The following is a 22,999-nucleotide window of genomic DNA, read 5'->3' on the forward strand; positions in this document are numbered from 1 at the left end:
TAAAATGGAATTTATACTAGATCATTTAAAATATCTTCAGGTCCTGATATTAAACTGAACGGGAAGTCTTAAAAAGAATTGTGACACAAGTTGCCATGAAGAAGGTGGTGGCAACCGGAATAAAAGTTGCGTTTTGAGCCAAGAAGAGAATTAGTTCCAGAATTGCGATAATCCAGACCAATGCCAGGATGAATTTTTTGATTTTACCCATAATAGTCTCCATTTCTTATATATTAATATTATTAAACTTATTCATAAAACACAAGTCGGGTTGCTTTAACAGTTCATAGTTACCTCAAAGTGCGTACTTGTTGGTAATAAATTAACTTGTTAGGATGGACAAGGTTACCAATAAAGACGAGATTACTTTTGAGACATAGCATTAACGATAGAAGCAGGAATTATAAAAGGAGCTTTTGATGAAATATCGTACATTAGGAAAGACAGGATTTAAAATTAGTGATGTTTCGTTAGGTACGTGGCAACTGGGCGGTAAGTGGGGCGCCCCTTTTGATGAACAGGATGCCCAAGCAACGCTAGCGGCGGCTTATGATGCCGGGGTTAATTTTTTTGATACGGCGGATATTTATCAAGAGGGACTTAGTGAAAAGGCCATTGGGACCTTTTTAAAGGGGAAGACGGACAAAGTGTACGTTTCAACCAAAATTGGCCGTAAGCTTGACCCCCATGTGGCAGCTGGCTATACACCGGCCAATATTGATGCCTTCGTCGATGCAAGTTTACAAAACATGCAGGTAGACGCCCTCGATAATGTGTTGCTGCACTGTCCGCCGACAGCAGTCTATTACAATCCGGAGGTTTGGTTCGAACTGGATCGTCTCAAAAAAATCGGTAAAATCCGCAATTATGGTGTCAGTGTCGAGAAGACTGAAGAAGCGATCAAAGCATTAGATTATGACATCTCGACTGTTGAAATTATTTTCAACATGTTTCGATTAAAGCCGGCAAATTTATTCTTCAAGTTAGCACAAGCTAAAAATGTTGGTATTTTAGCCCGGGTGCCACTGGCCTCTGGATTATTGTCCGGGAAATATTCGGCCGAAACGAAATTTGGTGCTGAAGATCATCGTTCCTATAATCGCGATGGATCCGCCTTTGATAAGGGTGAAACATTCTCTGGTGTCGATTATCTGACTGGCGTTAAAGCTGCCAATGAGCTCAAGCAACGTTTGGGGACGGAGCAGTTAGCTCAAACGGCATTGCGGTGGATTCTGATGTTCGATGCGGTAACAACCGTGATTCCCGGTGCTTCCAACCCAGGCCAAATTGCGCGTAATGTTAGCGCATCGGATGTACCAGCATTAACGGATGAACAGATGGCCATCGTTCGTGATGTTTATAACCGGCTGATTAAGAATCCGGTTGAGTATCTGTGGTAATGTGTAAATGAATCAGCGACAAGCAAAAATCCGCTAAGCAGACCTCTTGAACGAGGTGCTTAGCGGATTTTTGTGGCTCTTCAGGACCATCGGCACTTAATTAACGACCACAAATTGGCCAACTGCAATCGGCAGTAGTAGTTTGTTTTGAACTGATTTTCTACCTGATATGTTCTTAGATTCAAAAAGATCGGCCCTGCAAAATTGCATGAGCCGATCTTTTGAGTGATTTTTGGGTTTCAAGCCTTATTCTGCATCATAAGCAGCTTGGAAGATCTTGATAATGTCTTCTTTGGTCCCTTTACGAGGGTTGGAGAAGGCGTTACCGTCTTTCAAAGCATTTTCAGCCATCAATTCAAAGTCTTCAGGCTTAGCACCGATTTCTTTGATCGACTTTGGAATACCAACATCTTGTGACATTTGCTTCATGGCTTTGATGGATAATTCAGCGGCGTCACGAGTGGACAGACCTTCTGTGTTTTCACCCATAATTTCAGCTAATTCAGCAAACCGCTCTGGGTCAGCGATGATGTTGTATTGTTCAACATATGGCAATAATAGGGCACAGCAGACACCATGCGGCGCGTCGTATTGACCACCGAGTTGGTGCGCCATGGCATGAACGTAACCTAGGTTGGCATTATTGAAGGCCATACCGGCGAGCATTTCTGCTTCAACCATCTTGGTCCGAGCCTCAAGGTTATGACCGTTAGCAACAGCTTCACGTAAGGAAGTTTCAATCAACTTGATCGCTTCAATACATTGTGAGTCCGTGATCGGGTTGTGATCTACTGAAACATATGGCTCGATTGCTTGTACGAAAGCATCCATTCCCGTGGCAGCTGTTAAGCCTTTTGGCACGTCCAACATCAAACTTGGATCGTTGAAAGAAACCAATGGAATGTTCCGCCAAGAAACAACAACGAACTTCAAGTGTGTTTCTTCATTAGTGATCACCGCGTGACGCGTCAATTCTGAACCAGTGCCAGCCGTCGTATTGACAGCAATCAGTGGTGGCAACGCGTTATCGAGTGTTTCGATACCAGCTAACTTAGTGATGTCGTCACCGTTCGTTAAGATAATTCCGGCACCTTTACCTGTATCGTGAGCAGAGCCACCACCGACCGTAATAATAGAGTCGGCACCTGATTCTTCGTATAACTTCTTCACTTCCTGAATATTGCGAATCTTTGGATTAGGTTCAACGCCGTTATAAATAATGTAGTCAACACCAGCGGCTTTCAAGGAGGTCAGTGTTTGTTCAACGGCGCCATCTTTTAAACCTTCCAGAAATTTATCGGTAACCACAACGGGCTTTTTCATACCCAACATCTTGGCACGTTCACCAATCTTACTAATCACGCCAGGGCCAAAGAAGTTGACACTTGGCATCAAAAAATCATAACTGCGTTCAGCCATAACTGAAGAACCTTCTTTCCAAAATTGTGCGAACACTAACTAACTCATTCACAAGTAAACTATAACTTCAATACTTACAATTATCAATAGTGTTTTTGAACATTCACAAAGTCTGCTGTATCAATGTATATGAACCGTTACAGTCGCCTGACTTTTATAAAAGCGCTTTCATACATAATTAACATTTTTCACAAAATCGCCGTTTAGTGAGCCATCTTAAACATTGACCTGCTAAAGTTTGCTAGTTGTTAAAGCTATTATGGAAAAATTGATGTTTATCAAATTGCTTCTTTTATTTTTTAAAAAATAGGGAGCTTGATTTGAAGTATTTAAAGCGTTTTCGTGTTAGCATGTTCAAGTCAAGTAATTGTGAACTCACAAGGCCGACAAAATTTATATAGAAACGAAAGTGATTAAAAATGGCAGTATTTTGGACGTCGATTCAGAGTGTTTTATCAATTGTATTAATGATTGCGGTCGGTTATTGGGCGCAAGGACGTGGCTGGTTTGATGACAAGTTTTCTGGTGCGTTATCAAAGATAATTATGAACATCGGGTTACCGGCTTCCATCTTTATGGCGATGCTTGAACGTTTTAAACCGGCACAATTGGCCACACTTTCCACTGGCTTGCTCTACGTTATTTTAGCGGTTGTCATTGGCTATTTATTGGCTTGGTTCTTAACGCGGTTATTCCGAGTACCCAAGGGACGACGGGGTTTAATGATGACGGCGATGAACGGGGCAAATACGGTCTTTATTGGATTACCCTTGAATGTGGCCTTATTCGGTCAACCCTCGGTACCGTACCTTTTGGTTTATTATATTGTGAATACGGTCGTAATCTGGACTGTTGGGGTGTGGATTATCGCCGCTGATGATCCAACCACTAGTGGTGAAAAAGCCCAATTTGATTGGCATCACTTATTGCCGGTGCCACTATGGGGCTTCATCGTCGCGTTGCCATTTATCTTTTTCTGGCCACAAGCGGCGACTAGTTTACCAAGTTTTATTACTACTACATTAACAGCCATTGGTGGACTGGTGACACCACTATCCTTGATCTACATCGGCATTATGTTGCGTAATTTTGGTTTGAAAAATATGTCATTTGATGGTCATGTTATTTTGACGCTACTTGGTCGGTTCGTGTTATCACCAATTATTATGGCGCTCATCATCTTTGTTGGGTTACATGCCGGAGTTCCAATGGTCGGCGTATTTCAAAAGACTTTGATTATTCAATCTGCAACGCCCGCATTGGCAGTATTGCCTATTCTAGCTAATACTTATCACAGTGACGTTAAATTTGCGACTAACATTGTCGTTGCGACTTCAACACTATTTATTATCGTGGTACCAGTCATTATGGGGATTATTAACTTAGTGTAGGTCAAGCAATTTACGTTGAAATGCCAGATGAAAATTTAATTGACGAATAATGAGTAATCGGGTACGCTATGCACATATTAATTTTAAAGCGGTTTAATTTTTGAAAGGAGTGTTTAATCATGATGTCATTGTCACAATTCTGTTGTTGTTACACCCGTCTATCAAGCCAAACGATACTAATCGCGGCAAAACAGGCCTGTTAACACGATGGAATTTTTCAATGATTAACGATGATTAAATGACTTTCATCGGCAAATTCAGTGAAAAATTGTGTAACGGCTTTTGCCCGCGTGTGGGCAAAGGCCGTTTTTTTGTTGTCTTCATTTTAATGACTAGCGCCCACACTTGAATTTCAAGAACGTTTAGAGGGGAAAATAAGATGAAAAGGCAGTCATTTAAGACACGTATGCTTTTGATAGTAACCAGCCTCGGTTTATTGACGATTGTGTTAGCCGCCTGTGGTCAAAAGAAGACTAGCGCTAGTGATCAGCAAACCTTGCGATTGTCGGCACAGGCACCATTAGACACGATTGATTTAGCGAAGGCGACAGGTTACGGTCAAACTGGAAATATTTACGAAAGTTTCTATCGATTAGGCAAACAAGGGAAACTCACACCAGGATTAGCAAAATCGGTTCAAGTAAGTTCGGATGGTAAAACGTACACATTTCACCTGCGTCCTGGTTTGAAGTGGAGTAATGGGGATGCTTTAATAGCAAAAGATTTCGTTTATTCATGGCGGCGAACCTTAACACCGGCGACAAAATCACAATATGCTTATTTGTTTAATGGGATAAAAAATGCTACTGCCGTTAATCAAGGGCGCCTCTCACCAAAAAGCTGGGCATTAGCGCGCCAAATTCTCGAACCGTGGTTGTGCAACTTGACCGACCGATCGCATATTTCAAATTGTTGATGGCATATCCGCTATTTGCGCCGCAGAATCAACGGGTTATTGATAAATATGGTAAAAAGTACGCGACCAAGGCACAGTACATGGTTTATAGCGGGCCATTTAAACTGGTTAACTGGAACGGTACTGGTAATCACTGGCAGTTTGTTAAAAACGATCAATACTGGGATAAAAAAGTTGTTAAGCTACATAAGATTACCTATCAGGTGCTGGGCAATCCGACCACTGGTGTTGAAATTTTTCAACAAAAGAAGCTGAGTTTAACGTTGTTGTCGAATCAACAGGTCAAGAATTATCAGAACAGTTCATTATTCAAAGAGTACCCATACTCCTTAATCAACTATTTGAAGTGGAATTTTCATGACCCGGATGAAACTAATAATAAAGTCACGAATAATCAAAATATTCGTCAAGCTGTTGCGTTAGCCATTAACCGACCACAATTGACGGAGAAGGTCTTAGGTGACGGGTCACGGGTACCAACTGGTTTTGTCCCGGGAGGATTAGCTCATGATCCGAAAAATGGGCGAGACTTTGCTGATGAACAAGCAGTCCCGGACACAGTGACTTATAATCCGAGCCTGGCTAGAAGAAAGTTTGCAGCTGGATTGAAAGAAATTGGTGAGAAGCAAGTCCATTTGACCCTCCTCGCTGCTGATGACGATGCATCGAGCACCGTGGTGACCCAATACTTAAAGAGTCAGTTAGAAAAAACGTTACCAAACTTCACGCTAAATATCCGATCTATTCCAGGAAAAGCCGCAAACCAACAAGGGCAAAAAGGTGATTTTGACATAAGTCTATCCAGTTGGGGTGGCGATTTTAATGATCCCATCACCTTCCTCCAAATTCCCCAAAGTAACACGGCTTATAACTATGGTAAATGGTCGGATAAAACGTACGACGAGCTCATTAGTCGAGCGGAAGGAGCTGATGCGAATACTCCAGAACGACGTTGGCAAGATTTAGTGAGTGCAAGTCAACGACTCAATGAAGTACAGAGTTTTACCCCACTGTATCAAGCCAATTATGCTTATCTTCAGCAAAAGGATGTGCATGGTATCATTCATAATACGGCAGGAACTCAGTGGAACTACAAGTATACGTACATTAAATAACGAATTAAGAGGGAGCATAAGTCGGTAAGCGCTGTCAGCCGATTGGGGTCCCTTTTTTTGACATTTAAGGTTGGAATTGAGGGGATCTGTTTACTTTTGTTCGGTCTGAAAACCCTTTAATAACAACGCGTGACGGAATTTTACAACTTGTTCCTTAGAACCATTTCAGATTAGTCAGAAGACTGGCTTTTTAGTGGATGAATGTGCTAACGTATAGCTATTACAGTAGTACTCAGTAAATTGTACTCAAGTAAATATGGAGGCACGAAAATGGCATCGAATCCAGAAGTCAAGCCACGCTTAATTGATGAACAACTCTGCGTGGCAGTTTATAACGCAAATAAATTATTCAACCACTTTTATATTGAAACGTTAAAACCGTATAATTTAACCTTTCCCCAGTACATCGCGCTCTGCGCTTTGTGGGAACATGATAAGCTCACGGTGAATGAAATTGGTTCCCGCTTGAACCTTGATAGTGGTACTTTAACGCCACTATTACGGCGGTTGGAACAAAACGGTTGGGTAAAACGGACCCGTTCAAAGATTGACGAACGGCAAGTGATCGTCCGCCTAACACCAATGGCTAAATCAAAGCGTGATGAAGTTTATTCACAAGTTACTGATTGTCAGAGTTTGCTGGGGTTTGATGATCAAACCTATGTTAGCTCTCGTACGGCAATGTTTGACTTAGCGGATCGCTTGAAGTCAATTGATCCTAAAGATTTAGCAGCAGAGAACGAGACTAAAGACTAACTCGCTTGTGCCGAGGCTGCATTGGTTCACAGCATCACCACCGGAAGTTTTGTTTGAGCGTGTTTCACGTGAAACACTTACAAGATGATGAATGTTATAAGGACTATTTCAACGTTAATAAAACGCCATGTGTTACATTTGCCTCATCAAGAGTGTGAGGAGATGGCAACATGGCGTTTTTATTTGATTGGTCAAAGATGGAAACCGAAGAATATACTCACGATGTCACCCAAGGCTCAGTCGTTCAATTGGGCGAACGAAATTATATTATGTTATCAGGAACTGGTGATGAGCATAGTGAAACGTTCATGACGCAAGCTAAAGCGATGTTAGCACTAGGTCAGTACTTAACAGAGGCACCACAACATCACATCGAAATTAATGATTTCCGTAACTATGTTCATTATCCGCTAAATGTTAGCTGGGTAGGCAACATTGGCGAACCTCATAGAGACTATCAGATGTTGATGAAGCACCCCAACTTCATGCCGGCAACGGCTGTTGAACAGGCTATTGGTCAATTAGCCCAAAGTGATCCAGTGGTGGGACAGATTAAATATGGTCGGTTTGAGGAAGGTCTCGAGGCACAAATTGGTCATGTTGGTCTGACTGACGCAGCCACCGTGCAACAATTAAAGGCTTTTGTTGCGGAGAGTCCATTTGCAATCGATAATACAGAAGGTGCCCATCGAGAACTCTATTTAAATGATATCAGCACCTTGCCAAATACGCAGTGGCAAACGATTTTACGTCAACGAGTGACGCCGGTCGACCAACGGGCTGCGGAACAGTTCCCAATTGCAATGAATTAGTCTTCATGACTAGTCGACAAATAAAGCGATTTCCTCAAAGAGGGAATCGCTTTATTTGTTGGTTTCTAATGCGTTGATAATACTGTCTTCGATATTTTCTGGTGTCGTGGTCGGAGCAAAGCGTTTAATGAGGTGACCATCTCGACCAATTAGAAATTTTGTGTAGTTCCATTTGATTCGACCATGACCAGAAGCCTGCTTTAAATAAACGAATAAAGGATCAGTTTGCTCACCATTGACTTGGATCTTTTGGGTCATTGGAAACGTGACCCCATAGTGTACTTGGCAAAAATCGTTGATGTCAGAATCGTTCGCTAGCTCTTGATGAAATTGATTTGAAGGGAGACCGAGTACGACTAATCCCTGGTCTTGATAATTTTGGTATAGCTTTTCCAAACCTTTTAGTTGCGGAGCTAGCCCACATTTGCTTGCTGTATTCACGATTAAAACGACATTGCCACGATAGGCTGAAAGTTTAAGTGGTTGGCCACTTAATTCGGTTTCTTTAAAATCATAAATTGTCGTCATCATGAACCTCCTGTAATGCTTAGTACCCCCATTATGGGGAATTAATCGGTAAGATGCGAACATTTAGATTGTGACTCGACGACGAAAGCAATTAAGCTCTTTCGCTGGATAGATTGACGTTAGCCATCGCTGATAGGACCTCAACCGCTATCTGAAGTTGATCTTCACCAAATTGAGCCAAAACAGTCTGGTAACGTTGTCGTTCTGCTTCATGCATTCGTGTATGCAGCGGTGCAATCAAGTGACCACGCGCCGTGATCCTGATTGAAACGGCTTTTTGGTTATCGGCCGGATGAAATCGGTCAATTAGCCCTGCCGCCTCTAGACGTTTGATGTATCTAGATAGTAGACCCTGAGAAAAATCAATCTGGGTGACTAAGACCTGATAGGCCAGTGTTTGATCAGGGGCCTGGTCAATATAACCCAGCAGTTGCATTTCTGAATGATTGAGGTGCAAATGTTCAAGCTCCGTAATTGTCGCCGTTGGTAATTGGTCTTTAAATTCATTCATGGCAGTTTGCCAGAAATGTTCTTTGAACTGATCTTGTGTTTGATTCAAAATATGAATCGATTGGCGTAATTGTTGAAAATAATCTGTCATGCGTAAAATCTCCTTAATGGAACAAGGTAGCTTGGTGGGTTATGGGACATTTTAATAATAAATTACTAGTAATTTATATGCAACTAAGCTGTCAAGCTGGTGGCATGGTGCAACTATGATGCGCAGTCGCTGACTTCATTTTAGTAAGCGCTTACAAAAAGACTAGGAAAAACAAATTTGTGATGATAAAATGAACTCGTATTAAATTTGAAATTGTTTTCACAAATGGGGGGATTTCATTATGGCAAAGCTAGGTATGAAAGTGGCAACTTTAGCAGCGGCGGTAACAATGGGTAGTTCTCTGTTTTTGATTCCAACGACGGGAGCTAATGCGGACGATAGCGAGCAGGTTGTCTTAAAACAACTTGACGGATCGCCACATAACAATGAATCATTTGCTGTGACGACGGTGGCTATGAAAGGCAATAAAATTTTAGCCGCCAAAATTGATGAATTTCAGTTTGTGAAGAAAGGTAGTAAAGGTTTTACCGGTGTGCCGAATAGTAATAGCGACTTCGGCAAGGATTATAAGAGTGGGCAAATGTTAATTTCAAAGAATGCTAACGATGCGGCCTATTCTGATCTGATGAAGAAGAACGCTAAAGCGACCAAGTCTCGCGCTGATTCAATGACAGCCATTGAAAATTATGTTAAAGGCAAAACGGCTAGTCAGTTGCTAAGTGCTACCAAGAAAAATAAAGCCATGCAAAAGAAAGTAATCTCAGGGGCCACACTGGCCAGCACGAATGGCTATGTTAAAGCAATTGCTAATGCGGCCAAGAAGGGGTACACCACTAAAGGGACCACGGTAGATGATGATAATGTTGTTTTGAAGCAAATGGACACGGCGCCGCATGGAAAACAGGCATTTGCTGTCACTACTGTGGCGATGAGTGGCGACAAGATTGCCGCAACGAGCATTGACGAATTCCAATTCGTTAAAAAGGGCAGCAAAGACTTTACTGGTGTACCGAATAGTAACGCGAAGTTTGGTAAAGAAGGTTACAAGAGTGGTCAGATGCTTATTTCCAAGCAAGCCAATGATAAGGGCTACTCGGCACTGATGAAGAAAGAAGCTAAATCAACGCAATCACGGATGAAGTCAATTAAGGCGATCGATCAATTTGCTGCGGGTAAAACAGCGAGTGATTTAACCAACACGGTCAACGACAGCAAAGGTAAAAAAACGGATGTTGTGTCTGGAGCAACCCTAGTTGACACCAACAATTACCTTACCTCGATCGTCCAAACAGCCAACCAGCAATAGTTAACGCGGTCTGCTAAAAATTAAATTTTCACTAGCGAAGGCTCGCAAAATTATGGTACATTTAAACCCTAATAAGCGTGCGTATAATGGTTCAGCACAAGGATTTCTCTCTCCTTGTGCTGAATTTTTTTGCTTAAAATTTAAAGAATGAGGTCTGTATTTTGGAATTTCAACAACGGTTACCACACAGTTTTAAAGAAACAGTCTTATTTATGTTAGTGATTTCAGTTCTATCGGTAAATATCATCGCACCACTCATCACCGGACTAGAGATTGGATTTTCAATGAGCCATTGGTTGGGAGTCCTCCAACAAATTCCACTATTGTGGCTATTTGTCATTGCCTTAGTCTTCTTAACAGATAAACCGAGTGGGCAGCTGGCAAATTTGATTTTGGAACCTGGCACATCATTTAAGGCGACGATGCTAATTCGGGCTATGTGCCAAGTATTCTTGATGTCACTAGTCCTAACCGTTCTCGGTACATGGATTGGAACACGACAGATCACGATGGCCCCGATTAATCACTTCTTTCAAATCTGGCCGCGTAATTTCACAATTGCATTTATTGTCGAAGGCTTTATTGCGCAACCCATAGCTAGAAGCGTAATGGCATTCTATCACCGCCAAAGCGACGCGACTGATGAAGCTTAATGAAGCTGAGGTTAACCATGCTTCGCTCTCGGCCATGCTGGTGACGTAAAGCCAAAAGTATGATAGGCTAAGACGACAAGTGAACATCAGTTAGAAAACCAACCGTGCAGTGGTTTAGGCGCGGCTGGTTTTTAGTAAAGAGACGAGGTAGTTATGTTAACAGTTAACGACGTCAGTATGCAGTTTGGTACCCATAAACTCTATAGTGATATTAATTTAAAATTCACCCCTGGCAATTGTTATGGTGTGATTGGGGCAAACGGTGCCGGAAAATCCACCTTCCTAAAGATAATTGAAGGTGAGCTCAAGCCAACAACCGGGACCGTCAGCCTTGGGCCTAATGAACGAATGAGCAGTTTAAACCAAAACCATTTTGCATTTGAGGATGAAACGGTGATGAACACCGTTATTCGTGGTCACCAACGGTTATATGAGATCATGAGCGAAAAAGATGCGTTGTATGCGAAAGCTGATTTTAGCGATGAGGATGGGATGCAGGCGGCAGAATTAGAAGCAGAGTTTGCTGAATTGGATGGATGGAATGCGGAGGTCGAGGCTAATCAGTTGCTGCAGGCACTCGGGATTAACGAGGCCATGCATCAACAAAAAATGAGCGAACTGACTGAATCACAGAAGGTTAAGGTGCTCCTAGGCCAAGCGCTATTCGGTAATCCTGATATTCTATTGTTAGACGAACCAACAAATGGTCTGGATGTTCAGTCGATCGGTTGGTTAGAAAACTTTTTAGCAGACTATCAGAATACGGTGATCGTGGTTTCGCATGACCGACACTTTTTAAATCAAGTATGCACACACATGTGTGATGTGGATTTTGGCAAAATTACGTTGTTCGTTGGAAACTACGATTTTTGGATGGAAAGTAGCGCCTTAGCAACGAAGCTGCGAAATAGCGCCAACCAGAAAAAAGAAGAGCAGATTAAAGAATTACAAGATTTCATTGCTCGCTTCAGTGCAAATGCTTCGAAGTCTAAACAGGCAACTTCGCGGAAGAAGCAACTTGATAAGATTACACTAGACGATCTCAAACCGTCGTCGCGAAAATATCCCTTTATCCAATTTACGCCAGACCGGGAGATTGGTAATGATTTGCTTCGAGTGGATGGCGTGTCAAAGACTATCGACGGGGTGAAAGTTCTCGATCAAATTACGTTTACCCTTCGTCCAAATGAAAAAACGGCGCTACTAAGTCGTTCAGATTTGGCTACGACGACATTGATGCAGATTATTTCCGGGGAAATATTGCCGGATACGGGGACGGTGACCTGGGGACAGACAACCACAAGGACGTATTTGCCCAAGGACATCAATAGTGAATTTGCAGACAGCCATCTAACAATTTTAGATTGGTTGCGTCAATATGCGCCAAAGGGTGAGGATGACAATACCTTTCTTCGCGGTTTCCTAGGCAAAATGTTATTCTCTGGCGAAGATGTATTGCGGGAAGTTAATGTCCTGTCTGGTGGCGAAAAGGTTCGGGCAATGCTATCAAAAATGATGTTGAGCCGAGCCAATGTTCTGTTGATGGACGATCCCACTAACCATTTAGATTTGGAATCCATTACCGCCTTGAATGACAGTCTCATTGCTTTCAAAGGTGCGGTGGTGTTCACTTCCCATGACCATGAATTTATTTCAACAATCGCCGATCATTTAATTGAAGTCAGTGACCGAGGAATTGTTGAGCGCGCCGAAACAAATTATGACGAATTTTTAAATCATGAATTTGTTCAAAAACAAGTAAGCGAACTGTATTAGTCATGCAATTAGATGTTTTAAAAACCACCGTCGCATTTTTATCGCTGCGGTGGTTTTTTTAGGTACCAATATTCCAGCGAACATCGAACTGATCTTCGACAACTCCGAATGAGCCACCGCATTCTTTGATCGTGAAAACAATGATGACGTGGCCGCGCGTTGCGAACTGACTGAATCGTTCGTTGGCTGCTTCGATAGCATTAAAGCTAAGGCTCATTGAGACAGTTAGTTTGTCCAGGTTGAACTTCTGGTGCGCCTGGAATGACATCCAAGGCTGAGATTTTGAAATGTTCATTTACCGGTAAAGCACTGTGAATAACTAGATCTGTGTTTTTGGCATTGGATTGACTATGAAACGCCAAGTAAGGTGAAAAATCCATCGTAAAATCGTCCTCACCTTTTATTTAAAATTGCTTCCACTATCGTATATTTAGTTAAAACTAACTCAACGAATGGAAGATTTGGTATCCATTTGGAAAATCAAGTATATTGATGGTGGAAACGGATACAAAGATGATTGGAGGAAACGATGATGACTTTTAAACCACAACAAATTTTAGTTCCTTTGGATGGCTCCGAAAATTCTGAACAAGCATTGGCAGTCGCTGTCGACATCGCCCAGCAATTTGACAGCCGCCTGCACTTAATCCGGGTCTACAATCCGGCATTCGCATCAGCTGCAGTCGACGTGAGTGAAGCCGTTAAAGGGTTTGATAACAATATGATTATGGAAGGTAAACGTTATCTAGAGGCCAAGGTCGTTCAGTTATCAGAAAAAGGCGTCAGCAATGTGGAAAATCATTTGGTTCAAGGCAACGTTAAAAAAACGATTGCGATTGATTATCCACAAGCACATCAAATTGATCTGATTGTGATTGGGGCAACTGGATTAGATACTTTCAGTCAAGCTGTCTTAGGGTCAGTTACTGGGTATGTCGTCAATCGAGCCACGGCAAATGTGATGGTGGTTAAAAAAGAGCCGACAACCGAGTAAGAGCGTTGTTGAGGTCGTGAGTTATAAATAAAAGTAATTGTTTCACAACCATTTGACTATAGTCGGGGTCACTCAGTATGATGTGGGGTGTGAACGGCAAGTCACCGTCAATTACAATAAGTGAATTAAAGCACAAAGATGCTGAAGCAAAAGTGAAAAGGGGTAATCTCATGGCCGAAAAATTTCAGTTTCAACCAAGCAGTATTGACACATTGCAATCACATTATGATGTGGTGATCATCGGTTCTGGTAGCACTGGCTTGGTTAGCGCTTTACAGGCGCACGAACTGGGATTAAAGCCCGTCATTTTAGAGAAAATGCCTAAAATTGGCGGCAACACAACGCGGGCTTCGTCCGGAATGAATGCAGCGGAGACAAACGTTCAATTACATCATGGGGTTGTCGATAGTTATGAAGAATTTTATGACGAGACGCTCAAGGGCGGCGGCAATCTCAATGATCCAGATCTACTCCAGTATTTCAGTACACATGCTGCCCTCGCCATTGATTGGTTAGCTGATCATGGAATTCGGCTTGAGGATATTACCATTACTGGGGGGATGAGTAAGATGCGGACCCATCGCCCCGCAAGCATGGCCCCGATTGGTGGATTTCTCGTGACTGAGTTGCTCAAGCAAGTTCAGGATCAGCAATTACCACTCTTTACTGAAGTGACAGTGACTCATTTGAATAAAGATGAGACTGACACTGTCAACGCGGTGACGGTTACCTTACCAGATGGCGAGCAAACGCAGATTAATGCAGGTGCCGTTATTTTGGCCACGGGCGGGTTTGGTGCAAATGAGGCAATGATCGAAACTTACCGTCCGGATCTAAAAGGTTACAAGACAACGAACCAACCCGGTGCAACTGGTGATGGCTTGAAGTTGGCCCAGGCGGCGGGAGCCGCACTAGTGCAGATGGATCAAATTCAGGTGCATCCCACCGTCCAGCAAGATAACCCACATGCTTTCTTGATTGGTGAAGCTGTTCGTGGGGAAGGTGCGATCTTAGTTAACGCAGCGGGGCAACGTTTTGTCAACGAATTAGATACACGAAAAGTCGTTTCTGATGCCATTACTGCATTGCCAGCACATAGTGCCTATTTGATCTTTGACCAAGGCATTCGGGACCGAGTAAAGGCCATTGAATTTTACGATAGTATTGGTTTAGTGGTCACTGGTGATAGTTTGACCGAATTAGCTCAATCATTAAAAATGCCAAGTGAGCAGTTGGCCGATACAGTGGCAACTTGGAATGCAGCTGTGGATGAAAACGGGGACACCCAGTGGTCACGAACGACGGGGATGGATCGACAAATCACCGAAGGACCATTCTTTGCGATTCACATTGCGCCAGCGGTTCACTATACGATGGGTGGCGTAAGAGCGAACCACAAGACGCAAGTCCTTAATGAGAATGGTCAAGTCATCCACGGGTTATTTGCCGGTGGGGAAGTTGTTGGTGGTCTTCATGGAAACAACCGGATTGGCGGAAATTCGATTGCTGAGACGGTAATCTTTGGTCGTCAAGCTGGTCAACAAGTGTTCGAATACATCAAACAGTCATAAAATACAAAATTAAAAAAGCGGAATATAAATCGGTAAGTGATGAGATAAAAACGAGCTTTGCATGATGATAATCTAGTCATCATGCAAAGCTCGTTTTTAAGTGGCGCCACTTGATTTATGTTCCGCGTTTTAGTTATTTAGTTTGAAAGTGGAATTTAGATTGTGGTTTTATATCTCAAACACGACTGTTTATCTGTCAGCGCTAATGAGCATCCGATTAGTTGCCCATAGTGTAGCCAGTGCTGGCATCAAGCTTAAACCGTTTCTTCAGGCCATCAGTTACATAAATTTTCTTTTCGTTCGTGATGAAAATGGCTTGAATGTCCTTTTTCTGATTCATATACGCTAAACCATCTTTAAGCCCTTTATCAAAAGCGGCGTTTGATAAAGCATCCCCATCGATGGATTTCTTTGAAACAATAGTCACACTGGCTAAATTGTTTTCATAAGGGTAACCAGTTTTGGCATCAAAAAGATAAATATATTTATGCCCACCAGACATTAAATATTGTTCGTAGGTTCCGGCCGTCACGACCGACATGTCGCTTTCTTTAATGGTGCCAACCGCATCGCCACGAGGCTTAACCGGGTTTTGAATGCCAACTGTCCACGGCTTATTGTGACCTTCAGGCGAGTGACCCATGACAATAATATTGCCACCAAGGTTGATGATGGCGGAAGTGACCCCGTTTTTCTTGAAGACTTTTTTGACTTGATCAGCGATATACCCTTTCGCGATCCCGCCAAAGTCGAGGCGCATCCCTTTTTTCGTTAAGTAAACGGTCTGTTCCTTATCGTTAAGTTGAACATCATGATAATCAACGAGTGGTAAAGCAGCGTCAATCTCTGATTGCGCTGGGACCCGCGCACCAGGTAGACCAATTTTCCATAAATTGGTAACGGCACCGATCGCCATGTCAAAACTACCTTCAGAATTCTCGGAAACGGATAGAGCCTTTTTAACCATCGGATAGAAGTCATCGGGAACCCGAACCGGTTTGATTCCGGCATTGTCGTTAATTTTATCTAATTGCGAACCGCCCCGGGTTAATGTTGATTCATCATCCATATGGTGAATTTCTTTAAAGCCTTTATTGATCACATCTTTTTTACCCTTATCGTAGATTGATAGGGTACAAATCGTCCCCATGATCATTTCACTTTTCTCGTACGGATTTTTAACCATCGGCTTAGCCTTGGCTTTGGGCTTCGCCGTACAACCAGCCAATGTCACGGCTAGAACGACTAAAAGGCTACCCCAAATTAGCGATTTTTTCATGTATGTAAACTCCTTTAAGGCCTCTAAACGGGCGGGTGGTGACTTGTGAGAACCGTTACATTTTACTCCAAAAAGCAGATGTTGTGTGTAAAAGTCTGCAACCGATTACATCTGGGCGACTTCGAGCAAATGACTTATTTCAGCCACTGAGTGAGTCGCTTTAATTGCCTTAACCCAAGCCACGTCTTGAATTTTCTGAAGCAGCTGTGAAAGCGCGGCCAGATGTGATGTTGCATCAACTGGTGCTAGACCAATGATTATCTGAATCTTTTTTGCAGGGGTATGACCTTCAATTTGAATCGTCATTGGATGCTGACAGAGCAGTAGACTCATTCCTAAATCGTTGACACCATCATTCTGTGTGGCATGAGCTAACATAATGCCATCACCTAGTACCATATAAGGCCCGTTTTTTTTGGTTAGATTAATCACTTGCTCTAAATAATGGGTATGGATAAGGCCATCATGTAGTAAGGGACTAAGCGCAATTTTGACACCCTGCTGCCAAGACAAAACATCAGTTGAATATTTAATGTGGGCTGTTGGCAGAAGGCGCTGCAGACTGCTTAATGTTTCATCAGTTTCAGCTTGGTGTGGATGTTTGGATTGATTAAGATAACCATGCAGTGCGCCTGTTAGGCCATCAAAGTCTTCGATTCGCGCGTAGTTACTGATGATATCGAGTAAAGCATTTATTCGGGCTTCATTAAAGTTGATATCTGATAAATGAGCGTTGACTAGAGCCTTACCGATCGTTTCCCAATCGCGGTGGTTCGGCAGCGGAGATACGGTTACTACCGGAATTTCTAGAGGGACGGTCAATTTGATGGTACTAATAATGAGTTTGATATGATCCAAGTCGTGATTTTTAAATTGCAAAACACTGAGTGGTTGTGAGAAGGCAATGTTTGGAAATCGTTGGGTTAACTGCTGTTGTAGAATATACGAGGTACCAATACCGCTTGAACAGACCACTAAAACATCCGTTTGAACAGTTTGCTCATTTTCAATTGATCGAAGTTCACCACCAAAATAGAGCGCAATTAAGGCGATTTCATCATCACTAAGTTGGCCATTAATAAATTTTTCAAATGGGCGAATTGCATATTTGGTGAAAGAAAATAGTTCTTGGTACCCTTCGGTGATTTGCTCTAAGTTCGGGTGATGATAAGGAATCATAAATTTAGACCGATAAAAAGCTGATAATAGATGAGTGGATAAGGTTAACTCAAGCTTATCAGGGGAAATGCTGGCGCTGGAGGCAGCATTGAATCGGTCGATTATCTCACGTGCAATCGGGAAAATTCTTTGTATTAGGCCGTCAGTTTTATTCACGCGATAAAATTGACTCGTGTTAATAATGCGACCGAGAAAATAAGCCTCGCTATAGTTTTGGATATCATTAGCGGCAAGAAAGTTAATGGACCAGTCGATTGATGAGGAATCAACGGTAGTTCTTCTCGACGGTGAATCTGGTAGTTGATTTTGTGGATCCTTGATGCGATCTAAAAACCACAGAATAAACTCATCGAGTGTGGATAAAGCATCATCGGTGAAATAGTTGCCGGTAATTTTTTCTAATTTATGAATTTTTGTATTAATTGCAATTAATCGCGATGGATTAATATCAATTTGGCTGTATAGAATGGAGCTTCGATCATTCAATGCTTCTAAAACCCAATTTCGCTGGGTGATTTCCGAACCAGAAAGAAACTTGCCAGTGGTACCTTGGACAATTTCTAAGCGATGGGCTGCTAAGGTTTGTCTAACCTGCTTTAGGTCAGAGATAACTGTGTGTTTTGAGACATTAAAGCGTGCCGCCAAGTGAGTTAACGAGAGTGCTTGGTGATTAACCAGCTCCCAAATAATTAGTTGGCAGCGTTGATATTTAGATAGTTGGTCAATCGTTGCTTGAGCATTTGAAAAGTGCTCAAGCAACGATTTTTTGGTCTCGCTTTGAATGTAATACCCGGCTCCTAGAATATTGGTGATAGGTTCTAAATCATCTGCAATCAGTGCCTCATTAACGCGTTTCAGAACGTAAAAGACACCTCTTCGTGAGAGATTCAATTGCACCTTTAAATCATCAATTGTGGCATAGTCGCTTTGCTCGATAAGAAAGTTCAAAAGGTCATTGCCGTGTTTAATTTTTGTGTAGTTAATCATTTCACGATATCCCCAAGCAAATGTTACATGTGTAGTGAACAAATTGCACTATCAATAGTGTAAGTATTGCACTTGTTGGCGTTTTCATCAATGATACGATAAGTGCACCATCAATTATTGGAGGCGAAGGAATGCTCAGCGATTTATTAAATCGAGAGACAATTCAGTTGATTTCTGGAGAAGCATTAACCTGGCAGGAGACTATTAGATTGGCTGCGAAGCCGTTGGTTGATAACGATAGTGTCACGACTCAATACGTCGATGCCATGATCAAGGTTGTTGATGAAGAGGGCCCTTACATTAACATCGGCGATCATGTGGCGTTGGCCCATACTCGGCCTGAAAATGGGTCGAATAGAATTTCTTTGGCACTACTGAAAACAACGGAGCCGGTTGATTTGGTTAATAAGGAGCATCCGGTAACCCTCTGGTTTGTCTTATCGGCAGTGGATAACCAGAGTCATTTGCAAGTTATTCGACAATTGATGATGTTATTAACAAATGAGACAGCACTTAATGCTTTGAAAACAGCCACGTCGGTTGATGATTTGATCAAGATCATTTCAGCCATCGATAACACAACGGAGGAATCAAAATGAAAATTCTAGCAGTGTGCCAAAGCGGTCTTGGTAGCAGCTTTATGGTTCAAATGAACGTCCAGCAAATTTTAAAAGATGAAAAGGTCGATGTAGATGCAAACAACATTACCGTTGATCATTCAGATGTAGGTAGTGCCACTGCCGACGCTGCCGATTACTTTTTTGTTGAATCCACATTGGCTGATGCTTTGAGTAGTATTCCAGAAGACCGTGTTGTTTTGCTGAAGAGTTTAATCGATAAAAAAGAAACAACAGATCACGTCAATGATGTGTTGGATCGTAACCAGATTCAACATGATTAGTGGGGAAAATTAATTATGAAAAGTGTACTGAACTTATTCGTCTCCATCGCGACGCAGCCAGCAATTCTGGTGGCATTGATTGCGATGCTAGGCTTGTTATTACAAAAGAAAAAAACAACAGAAGTGGTTCAAGGAACAATCAAAACCTTTGCGGGATTCTTAGTTCTGACTGGCGGTGCTGGCATCTTAAGTGCTTCTTTGACACCATTTGCTAAAATGTTTCAGTTTGCACTCCACGTTCAAGGGGTCGTACCAAGTAATGAAGCCGTAGTGGCCATTGCGTTAGTGAAATACGGTTCAACAACGGCGTTAATTATGTTGGTTGGCATGATCGTAAATATTTTACTTGCCAGGTTTACACGCTTTAAGTACATTTTTTTAACGGGGCAGGCAATGCTGTACATGTCTTGTCTGACAGCTGTAATTTTAGTAAGTGCCAAGTTAGGTACTGGTTGGCAAACGATTTTACTGGGCGGCATCTTTGAAGGAACGTTATTAACAGTCACGCGGGCCTTATGTCAACCATTCATGCGGAAAATTACCGGCGGTGATCAAGTTGCCATGGGGCACACTGGGAACATTGGGTATGCAACGGCTGGCCTGATGGGACAGTGGTTTGGTAATAAAGAAAAAAGTACCGAAGACATCGAGATGCCTAAAGGATTAAGCTTTTTACGTGACTCGACAGTATCGATTACTTTGTTAATGGGTGTTGTTTATTTGGCATTGGCCATCATCACCGGGCCCCATTTTGTCGAAACAAAGCTGAGTGCAGGAACTAATTATTTAGTTTACTCACTCGTTCAGGCCGGAACATTTGCAGCGGGCTTTGTGGTTGTACTGCAAGGGGTTCGAATGATTTTAGCTGAAATCGTGCCAGCTTTCCAGGGAATAGCGCAACGACTGGTTCCAAATTCAAAACCAGCTTTGGATGTGCCAATTATTTTCCCATACGCGCCTAATGCTGTGTTAATTGGGTTCTTTACCAGCTTTATTGTTGGGACAATCAGCATGTTTATCATGATCGCATTACACACCACAGTGATTATCCCCGGTGTGGTCGGTCACTTCTTCTGTGGTGCCGCAGCGGCAATATACGGCAACGCAACTGGTGGCCGTCGAGGTGCGATTATCGGAGCATCAGTGAATAGTCTGATCATTAGCTGGTTGCCACTCTTTATTCTACCGGTGTTGGGCACACTGAAATTGGCAGCGTCCACATTCGCCGATACAGATTATTTAGTACCAGGGATCTTGCTTGGTAATCTTGGTAATCTTGGTACAGTTGCGATTGTCGTTGGGATTCTTGGCTTCCTGGCAGTCGTGCTAGTGCTTAGCGCAATCTTAAACGGCCGTGATAAATCCACTGCCAAATAGTCACTCGCGTTATTGACCCGGTCAAGTCCCTCTTGCCGGGCCATTTTTGAAAGGAAGAGAGTTAATCATGACTTTTACTGATTCAGATCAAGATGCAGTCAATGCAATTCGTTTTTTAAGTGTTGATATGATTGAAAAAGCGAATAGTGGACATCCAGGACTACCGATCGACGCTGCACCAATGGCCTATGTTCTGTGGGAAAAATTAATGAATTTTAATCCGCATGACCCTAAATGGATAAATCGTGATCGCTTTGTTTTAAGCGCCGGACATGGTTCAGCCTTACTTTATAGTTTGCTTCACTTAAATGGTTTTGGGGTCGAAATTTCTGACTTGCAGCAATTTCGTCAACTTGGCTCGGTTACACCTGGACACCCTGAAGTGACGGAAACGTCAGGAATTGATGCAACGACGGGTCCACTTGGGCAAGGATTGGGTATGGCTGTTGGGATGGCGATGGCCGAAAAACACTTAGCAGCGATGGTTAACCGTCCTGGTTATAACGTGATTGACCATTACACCTATGCCATCGTTGGTGACGGGGATCTCATGGAGGGAATTAGTCATGAGGCGATCAATTTAGCTGGGAATAAAAGCTTAAATAAATTGATTGTATTGTATGATTCTAATGACATTTCTCTCGATGGCCCGTTAGCGTTAAGCGCGACTGATAGCGTTCGTGATCGTTTTAAAGCGGCCCAGTGGGATTACGAAGAGGTGCTTGATGGTAACGATTTGGCGGCAATTAGCCAAGCCTTGATCCATGCAAAGCAAAACGACCGGCCAACGTTAATCGAAGTCAAAACAGTTATTGGTTATGGGACACCCGAAGCCGGCACCAATAAGGTTCATGGTGCAGCACTCGGTGAGGCTAATTTGACCCAAATGCGTCATTTTTATGATTGGTCTTTCCAGCCGTTTGAAATTTCAGATTCAATTTATCAAACTTATCACGATGCAATGCCCGATAAACTGGCACAGTACAATGCTTGGCAAACAATGTTCACCGATTTCACCAACAGATTTCCTGACCAAGCGCAGCGGCTAACAGTGAATACGTTAGACATGGCTGGAGTTACGGTTGACGATCAGAAGTATGCGACACCAACAGCGACGCGAGTGATCAACGCAGATTTGATCCAACAGATCGCCAAACACAATGAAAACTTTTGGGGTGGCGCTGCTGATCTTTCCTCCTCAAACAAGACATTTTTAAGCGACGTTGGGGACTTTACAGCACTGTCACCACAAGGACGCAATATTTTCTTTGGTGTCCGGGAGTTCGGGATGGCCGCTGCGCTTAACGGGATCATGTTACATGGTGGCAGTCGCGTATTCGGTAGCACCTTTTTCGTCTTTAGTGACTATTTGAAGGCCGCGATTCGATTAGCTGCCATTCAAAAATTGCCGACTACATTTATTTTTACCCACGATTCATTAGCAGTTGGGGAAGATGGACCAACACACGAACCGGTTGAACAACTGGCGGCTTTGCGAAGCATTCCAAATGTGAATGTATTCCGGCCTGCAGATGCCTCGGAGACGTTGGGGGCATGGCAAACGATCAGTAAAACTAATGACCGGCCTAACGTTCTCGTTTTGACGCGGCAGAAACTACCTCAATTGAGCTGTGCTAGTGTGGCTAATGTCGAAAAAGGGGCATACGTTATTTCCCCAGCAAAAAGTCAGACACCTGATGGTATTTTAATCGCCACAGGATCTGAAGTTAGTTTGGCAATTGAAGCACAAGCGCAGTTGCGAGATCGATCCTATGATTTGGCAGTTGTCTCCATGCCAAGTATGGAGCGATTCCGAGCCCAATCTGTTGAATACCGAGAAAGCGTGTTGCCACCAGATGTATCTCGTCGGATCTCCATTGAAATGGGCAGCGCCTTTGGCTGGGGTGAATTCACGGGTCTGCATGGCACCAACATTAGTGTCAATGAATTTGGCATGAGTGGCAAAGGACCTGAGGTGGTTAAACAATATGGGTTCACCGTTTCAACGATTGTTCAAACGTTTGAACGATTATGGCGAGAAACAGAAAATTAACAAGTGAATTTGGTTTAAGACAAA

Annotated in this window: 20 protein-coding genes and 1 pseudogene; 14 read left to right on the top strand and 7 right to left on the bottom strand. The window is 42.8% G+C overall.

Annotated elements, in window-relative coordinates; genetic code table 11:
* Positions 1-49: 49 nt before the first annotated feature.
* On the bottom strand, positions 50-211 hold the full coding sequence (locus ACKTR2_RS03860; RefSeq protein WP_407882705.1) for a hypothetical protein: 162 nt from the start codon (positions 209-211) through the stop codon (positions 50-52).
* Between the two features lie 208 nt (positions 212-419).
* Here ACKTR2_RS03860 and ACKTR2_RS03865 point away from each other — a divergent pair, with 208 nt between their 5' ends.
* Positions 420-1,400 (top strand): aldo/keto reductase, encoded by a 981-nt coding sequence (locus ACKTR2_RS03865; protein ID WP_407882707.1) that lies wholly within the window; start codon positions 420-422, stop codon positions 1,398-1,400.
* Positions 1,401-1,646: 246 nt separating this feature from the next.
* On the opposite strand, the gene ACKTR2_RS03870 is transcribed toward ACKTR2_RS03865, so the two are convergent.
* Complete coding sequence (locus ACKTR2_RS03870; RefSeq protein ID WP_407882709.1) at positions 1,647-2,819, bottom strand: iron-containing alcohol dehydrogenase; 1,173 nt, start codon at positions 2,817-2,819, stop codon at positions 1,647-1,649.
* Between the two features lie 419 nt (positions 2,820-3,238).
* Here ACKTR2_RS03870 and ACKTR2_RS03875 point away from each other — a divergent pair, with 419 nt between their 5' ends.
* The 4 genes and pseudogenes from ACKTR2_RS03875 to ACKTR2_RS03890 all read left to right on the top strand — a co-directional run bounded on the left by ACKTR2_RS03875 (position 3,239) and on the right by ACKTR2_RS03890 (position 7,809).
* On the top strand, positions 3,239-4,210 hold the full coding sequence (locus tag ACKTR2_RS03875; protein ID WP_407882711.1) for an AEC family transporter: 972 nt from the start codon (positions 3,239-3,241) through the stop codon (positions 4,208-4,210).
* 379 nt (positions 4,211-4,589) lie between these two features.
* Positions 4,590-6,241, top strand: a pseudogene (locus tag ACKTR2_RS03880) (peptide ABC transporter substrate-binding protein).
* A gap of 270 nt (positions 6,242-6,511) precedes the next feature.
* The gene (locus ACKTR2_RS03885) at positions 6,512-6,997 is read left to right on the top strand and encodes a MarR family winged helix-turn-helix transcriptional regulator (protein WP_407882713.1); all 486 of its coding nucleotides are present in this window, start codon (positions 6,512-6,514) and stop codon (positions 6,995-6,997) included.
* 170 nt (positions 6,998-7,167) lie between these two features.
* On the top strand, positions 7,168-7,809 hold the full coding sequence (locus ACKTR2_RS03890; protein WP_407882714.1) for a hypothetical protein: 642 nt from the start codon (positions 7,168-7,170) through the stop codon (positions 7,807-7,809).
* Between the two features lie 51 nt (positions 7,810-7,860).
* On the opposite strand, the gene ACKTR2_RS03895 is transcribed toward ACKTR2_RS03890, so the two are convergent.
* Complete coding sequence (locus ACKTR2_RS03895) at positions 7,861-8,337, bottom strand: glutathione peroxidase (protein WP_407882716.1); 477 nt, start codon at positions 8,335-8,337, stop codon at positions 7,861-7,863.
* Positions 8,338-8,428: 91 nt separating this feature from the next.
* A complete protein-coding gene (locus ACKTR2_RS03900) occupies positions 8,429-8,938 on the bottom strand; it encodes a MarR family winged helix-turn-helix transcriptional regulator (RefSeq protein ID WP_407882718.1) in 510 nt (169 codons plus the stop codon).
* Positions 8,939-9,179: 241 nt separating this feature from the next.
* Here ACKTR2_RS03900 and ACKTR2_RS03905 point away from each other — a divergent pair, with 241 nt between their 5' ends.
* The 3 genes from ACKTR2_RS03905 to ACKTR2_RS03915 all read left to right on the top strand — a co-directional run bounded on the left by ACKTR2_RS03905 (position 9,180) and on the right by ACKTR2_RS03915 (position 12,634).
* Positions 9,180-10,205, top strand: coding sequence for a hypothetical protein (locus tag ACKTR2_RS03905; RefSeq protein ID WP_407882720.1), 1,026 nt, complete (start codon positions 9,180-9,182; stop codon positions 10,203-10,205).
* A 161-nt stretch (positions 10,206-10,366) separates the two neighbouring features.
* Positions 10,367-10,858, top strand: a complete 492-nt coding sequence (locus ACKTR2_RS03910) for a hypothetical protein (protein WP_407882722.1) — start codon at positions 10,367-10,369, stop codon at positions 10,856-10,858.
* Positions 10,859-11,011: 153 nt separating this feature from the next.
* Positions 11,012-12,634 (top strand): ABC-F family ATP-binding cassette domain-containing protein, encoded by a 1,623-nt coding sequence (locus ACKTR2_RS03915; protein WP_407882724.1) that lies wholly within the window; start codon positions 11,012-11,014, stop codon positions 12,632-12,634.
* A gap of 206 nt (positions 12,635-12,840) precedes the next feature.
* Here the strand turns inward: ACKTR2_RS03915 and ACKTR2_RS03920 are convergent, their stop codons facing one another.
* On the bottom strand, positions 12,841-13,014 hold the full coding sequence (locus ACKTR2_RS03920) for a hypothetical protein (protein ID WP_407882726.1): 174 nt from the start codon (positions 13,012-13,014) through the stop codon (positions 12,841-12,843).
* A gap of 149 nt (positions 13,015-13,163) precedes the next feature.
* On the opposite strand from ACKTR2_RS03920, the gene ACKTR2_RS03925 reads away from it, so the two are divergent.
* Both ACKTR2_RS03925 and ACKTR2_RS03930 read left to right on the top strand, forming a co-directional pair.
* On the top strand, positions 13,164-13,628 hold the full coding sequence (locus tag ACKTR2_RS03925) for a universal stress protein (protein ID WP_407882728.1): 465 nt from the start codon (positions 13,164-13,166) through the stop codon (positions 13,626-13,628).
* Between the two features lie 170 nt (positions 13,629-13,798).
* Positions 13,799-15,199 (top strand): flavocytochrome c, encoded by a 1,401-nt coding sequence (locus ACKTR2_RS03930; RefSeq protein WP_407882730.1) that lies wholly within the window; start codon positions 13,799-13,801, stop codon positions 15,197-15,199.
* Between the two features lie 217 nt (positions 15,200-15,416).
* Here the strand turns inward: ACKTR2_RS03930 and ACKTR2_RS03935 are convergent, their stop codons facing one another.
* Both ACKTR2_RS03935 and ACKTR2_RS03940 read right to left on the bottom strand, forming a co-directional pair.
* A complete protein-coding gene (locus ACKTR2_RS03935; protein ID WP_407882732.1) occupies positions 15,417-16,478 on the bottom strand; it encodes an FAD:protein FMN transferase in 1,062 nt (353 codons plus the stop codon).
* 105 nt (positions 16,479-16,583) lie between these two features.
* The gene (locus ACKTR2_RS03940) at positions 16,584-18,644 is read right to left on the bottom strand and encodes a BglG family transcription antiterminator (protein WP_407882734.1); all 2,061 of its coding nucleotides are present in this window, start codon (positions 18,642-18,644) and stop codon (positions 16,584-16,586) included.
* Between the two features lie 131 nt (positions 18,645-18,775).
* On the opposite strand from ACKTR2_RS03940, the gene ACKTR2_RS03945 reads away from it, so the two are divergent.
* From ACKTR2_RS03945 to tkt, 4 genes are all read left to right on the top strand, one after another.
* Positions 18,776-19,243, top strand: a complete 468-nt coding sequence (locus ACKTR2_RS03945) for a PTS sugar transporter subunit IIA (RefSeq protein WP_407882736.1) — start codon at positions 18,776-18,778, stop codon at positions 19,241-19,243.
* Entirely contained in the window at positions 19,240-19,545 is a 306-nt protein-coding gene (locus tag ACKTR2_RS03950; RefSeq protein ID WP_407882738.1) for a PTS sugar transporter subunit IIB, read from the top strand. The genes ACKTR2_RS03945 and ACKTR2_RS03950 overlap by 4 nt, the downstream gene beginning before the upstream one ends.
* Positions 19,546-19,560: 15 nt before the next feature.
* Positions 19,561-20,922 (top strand): PTS ascorbate transporter subunit IIC, encoded by a 1,362-nt coding sequence (locus tag ACKTR2_RS03955; RefSeq protein WP_407882740.1) that lies wholly within the window; start codon positions 19,561-19,563, stop codon positions 20,920-20,922.
* Positions 20,923-20,989: 67 nt separating this feature from the next.
* Entirely contained in the window at positions 20,990-22,975 is a 1,986-nt protein-coding gene (tkt, locus tag ACKTR2_RS03960) for a transketolase (RefSeq protein ID WP_407882741.1), read from the top strand.
* Positions 22,976-22,999 lie beyond the last annotated feature (24 nt).

The sequence above is a fragment of the Furfurilactobacillus curtus genome (genome assembly GCF_045862785.1).
In the GTDB taxonomy this organism is placed as follows: Bacteria; Bacillota; Bacilli; order Lactobacillales; family Lactobacillaceae; genus Furfurilactobacillus; species Furfurilactobacillus curtus.

Bases quoted from the DNA above. Each gene is read 5' to 3' on its own strand.
- ACKTR2_RS03865 (WP_407882707.1), top strand. From the start codon at position 420: ATGAAATATCGTACATTAGGAAAGACAGGATTTAAAATTAGTGATGTT.
- ACKTR2_RS03935 (WP_407882732.1), bottom strand. From the start codon at position 16,478: ATGAAAAAATCGCTAATTTGGGGTAGCCTTTTAGTCGTTCTAGCCGTG.
- ACKTR2_RS03950 (WP_407882738.1), top strand. From the start codon at position 19,240: ATGAAAATTCTAGCAGTGTGCCAAAGCGGTCTTGGTAGCAGCTTTATG.
- ACKTR2_RS03930 (WP_407882730.1), top strand. From the start codon at position 13,799: ATGGCCGAAAAATTTCAGTTTCAACCAAGCAGTATTGACACATTGCAA.
- ACKTR2_RS03895 (WP_407882716.1), bottom strand. From the start codon at position 8,337: ATGACGACAATTTATGATTTTAAAGAAACCGAATTAAGTGGCCAACCA.
- tkt (WP_407882741.1), top strand. From the start codon at position 20,990: ATGACTTTTACTGATTCAGATCAAGATGCAGTCAATGCAATTCGTTTT.
- ACKTR2_RS03885 (WP_407882713.1), top strand. From the start codon at position 6,512: ATGGCATCGAATCCAGAAGTCAAGCCACGCTTAATTGATGAACAACTC.
- ACKTR2_RS03925 (WP_407882728.1), top strand. From the start codon at position 13,164: ATGATGACTTTTAAACCACAACAAATTTTAGTTCCTTTGGATGGCTCC.
- ACKTR2_RS03915 (WP_407882724.1), top strand. From the start codon at position 11,012: ATGTTAACAGTTAACGACGTCAGTATGCAGTTTGGTACCCATAAACTC.
- ACKTR2_RS03900 (WP_407882718.1), bottom strand. From the start codon at position 8,938: ATGACAGATTATTTTCAACAATTACGCCAATCGATTCATATTTTGAAT.
- ACKTR2_RS03870 (WP_407882709.1), bottom strand. From the start codon at position 2,819: ATGGCTGAACGCAGTTATGATTTTTTGATGCCAAGTGTCAACTTCTTT.
- ACKTR2_RS03875 (WP_407882711.1), top strand. From the start codon at position 3,239: ATGGCAGTATTTTGGACGTCGATTCAGAGTGTTTTATCAATTGTATTA.
- ACKTR2_RS03955 (WP_407882740.1), top strand. From the start codon at position 19,561: ATGAAAAGTGTACTGAACTTATTCGTCTCCATCGCGACGCAGCCAGCA.
- ACKTR2_RS03920 (WP_407882726.1), bottom strand. From the start codon at position 13,014: ATGGATTTTTCACCTTACTTGGCGTTTCATAGTCAATCCAATGCCAAA.
- ACKTR2_RS03890 (WP_407882714.1), top strand. From the start codon at position 7,168: ATGGCGTTTTTATTTGATTGGTCAAAGATGGAAACCGAAGAATATACT.
- ACKTR2_RS03860 (WP_407882705.1), bottom strand. From the start codon at position 211: ATGGGTAAAATCAAAAAATTCATCCTGGCATTGGTCTGGATTATCGCA.
- ACKTR2_RS03940 (WP_407882734.1), bottom strand. From the start codon at position 18,644: ATGATTAACTACACAAAAATTAAACACGGCAATGACCTTTTGAACTTT.
- ACKTR2_RS03905 (WP_407882720.1), top strand. From the start codon at position 9,180: ATGGCAAAGCTAGGTATGAAAGTGGCAACTTTAGCAGCGGCGGTAACA.
- ACKTR2_RS03945 (WP_407882736.1), top strand. From the start codon at position 18,776: ATGCTCAGCGATTTATTAAATCGAGAGACAATTCAGTTGATTTCTGGA.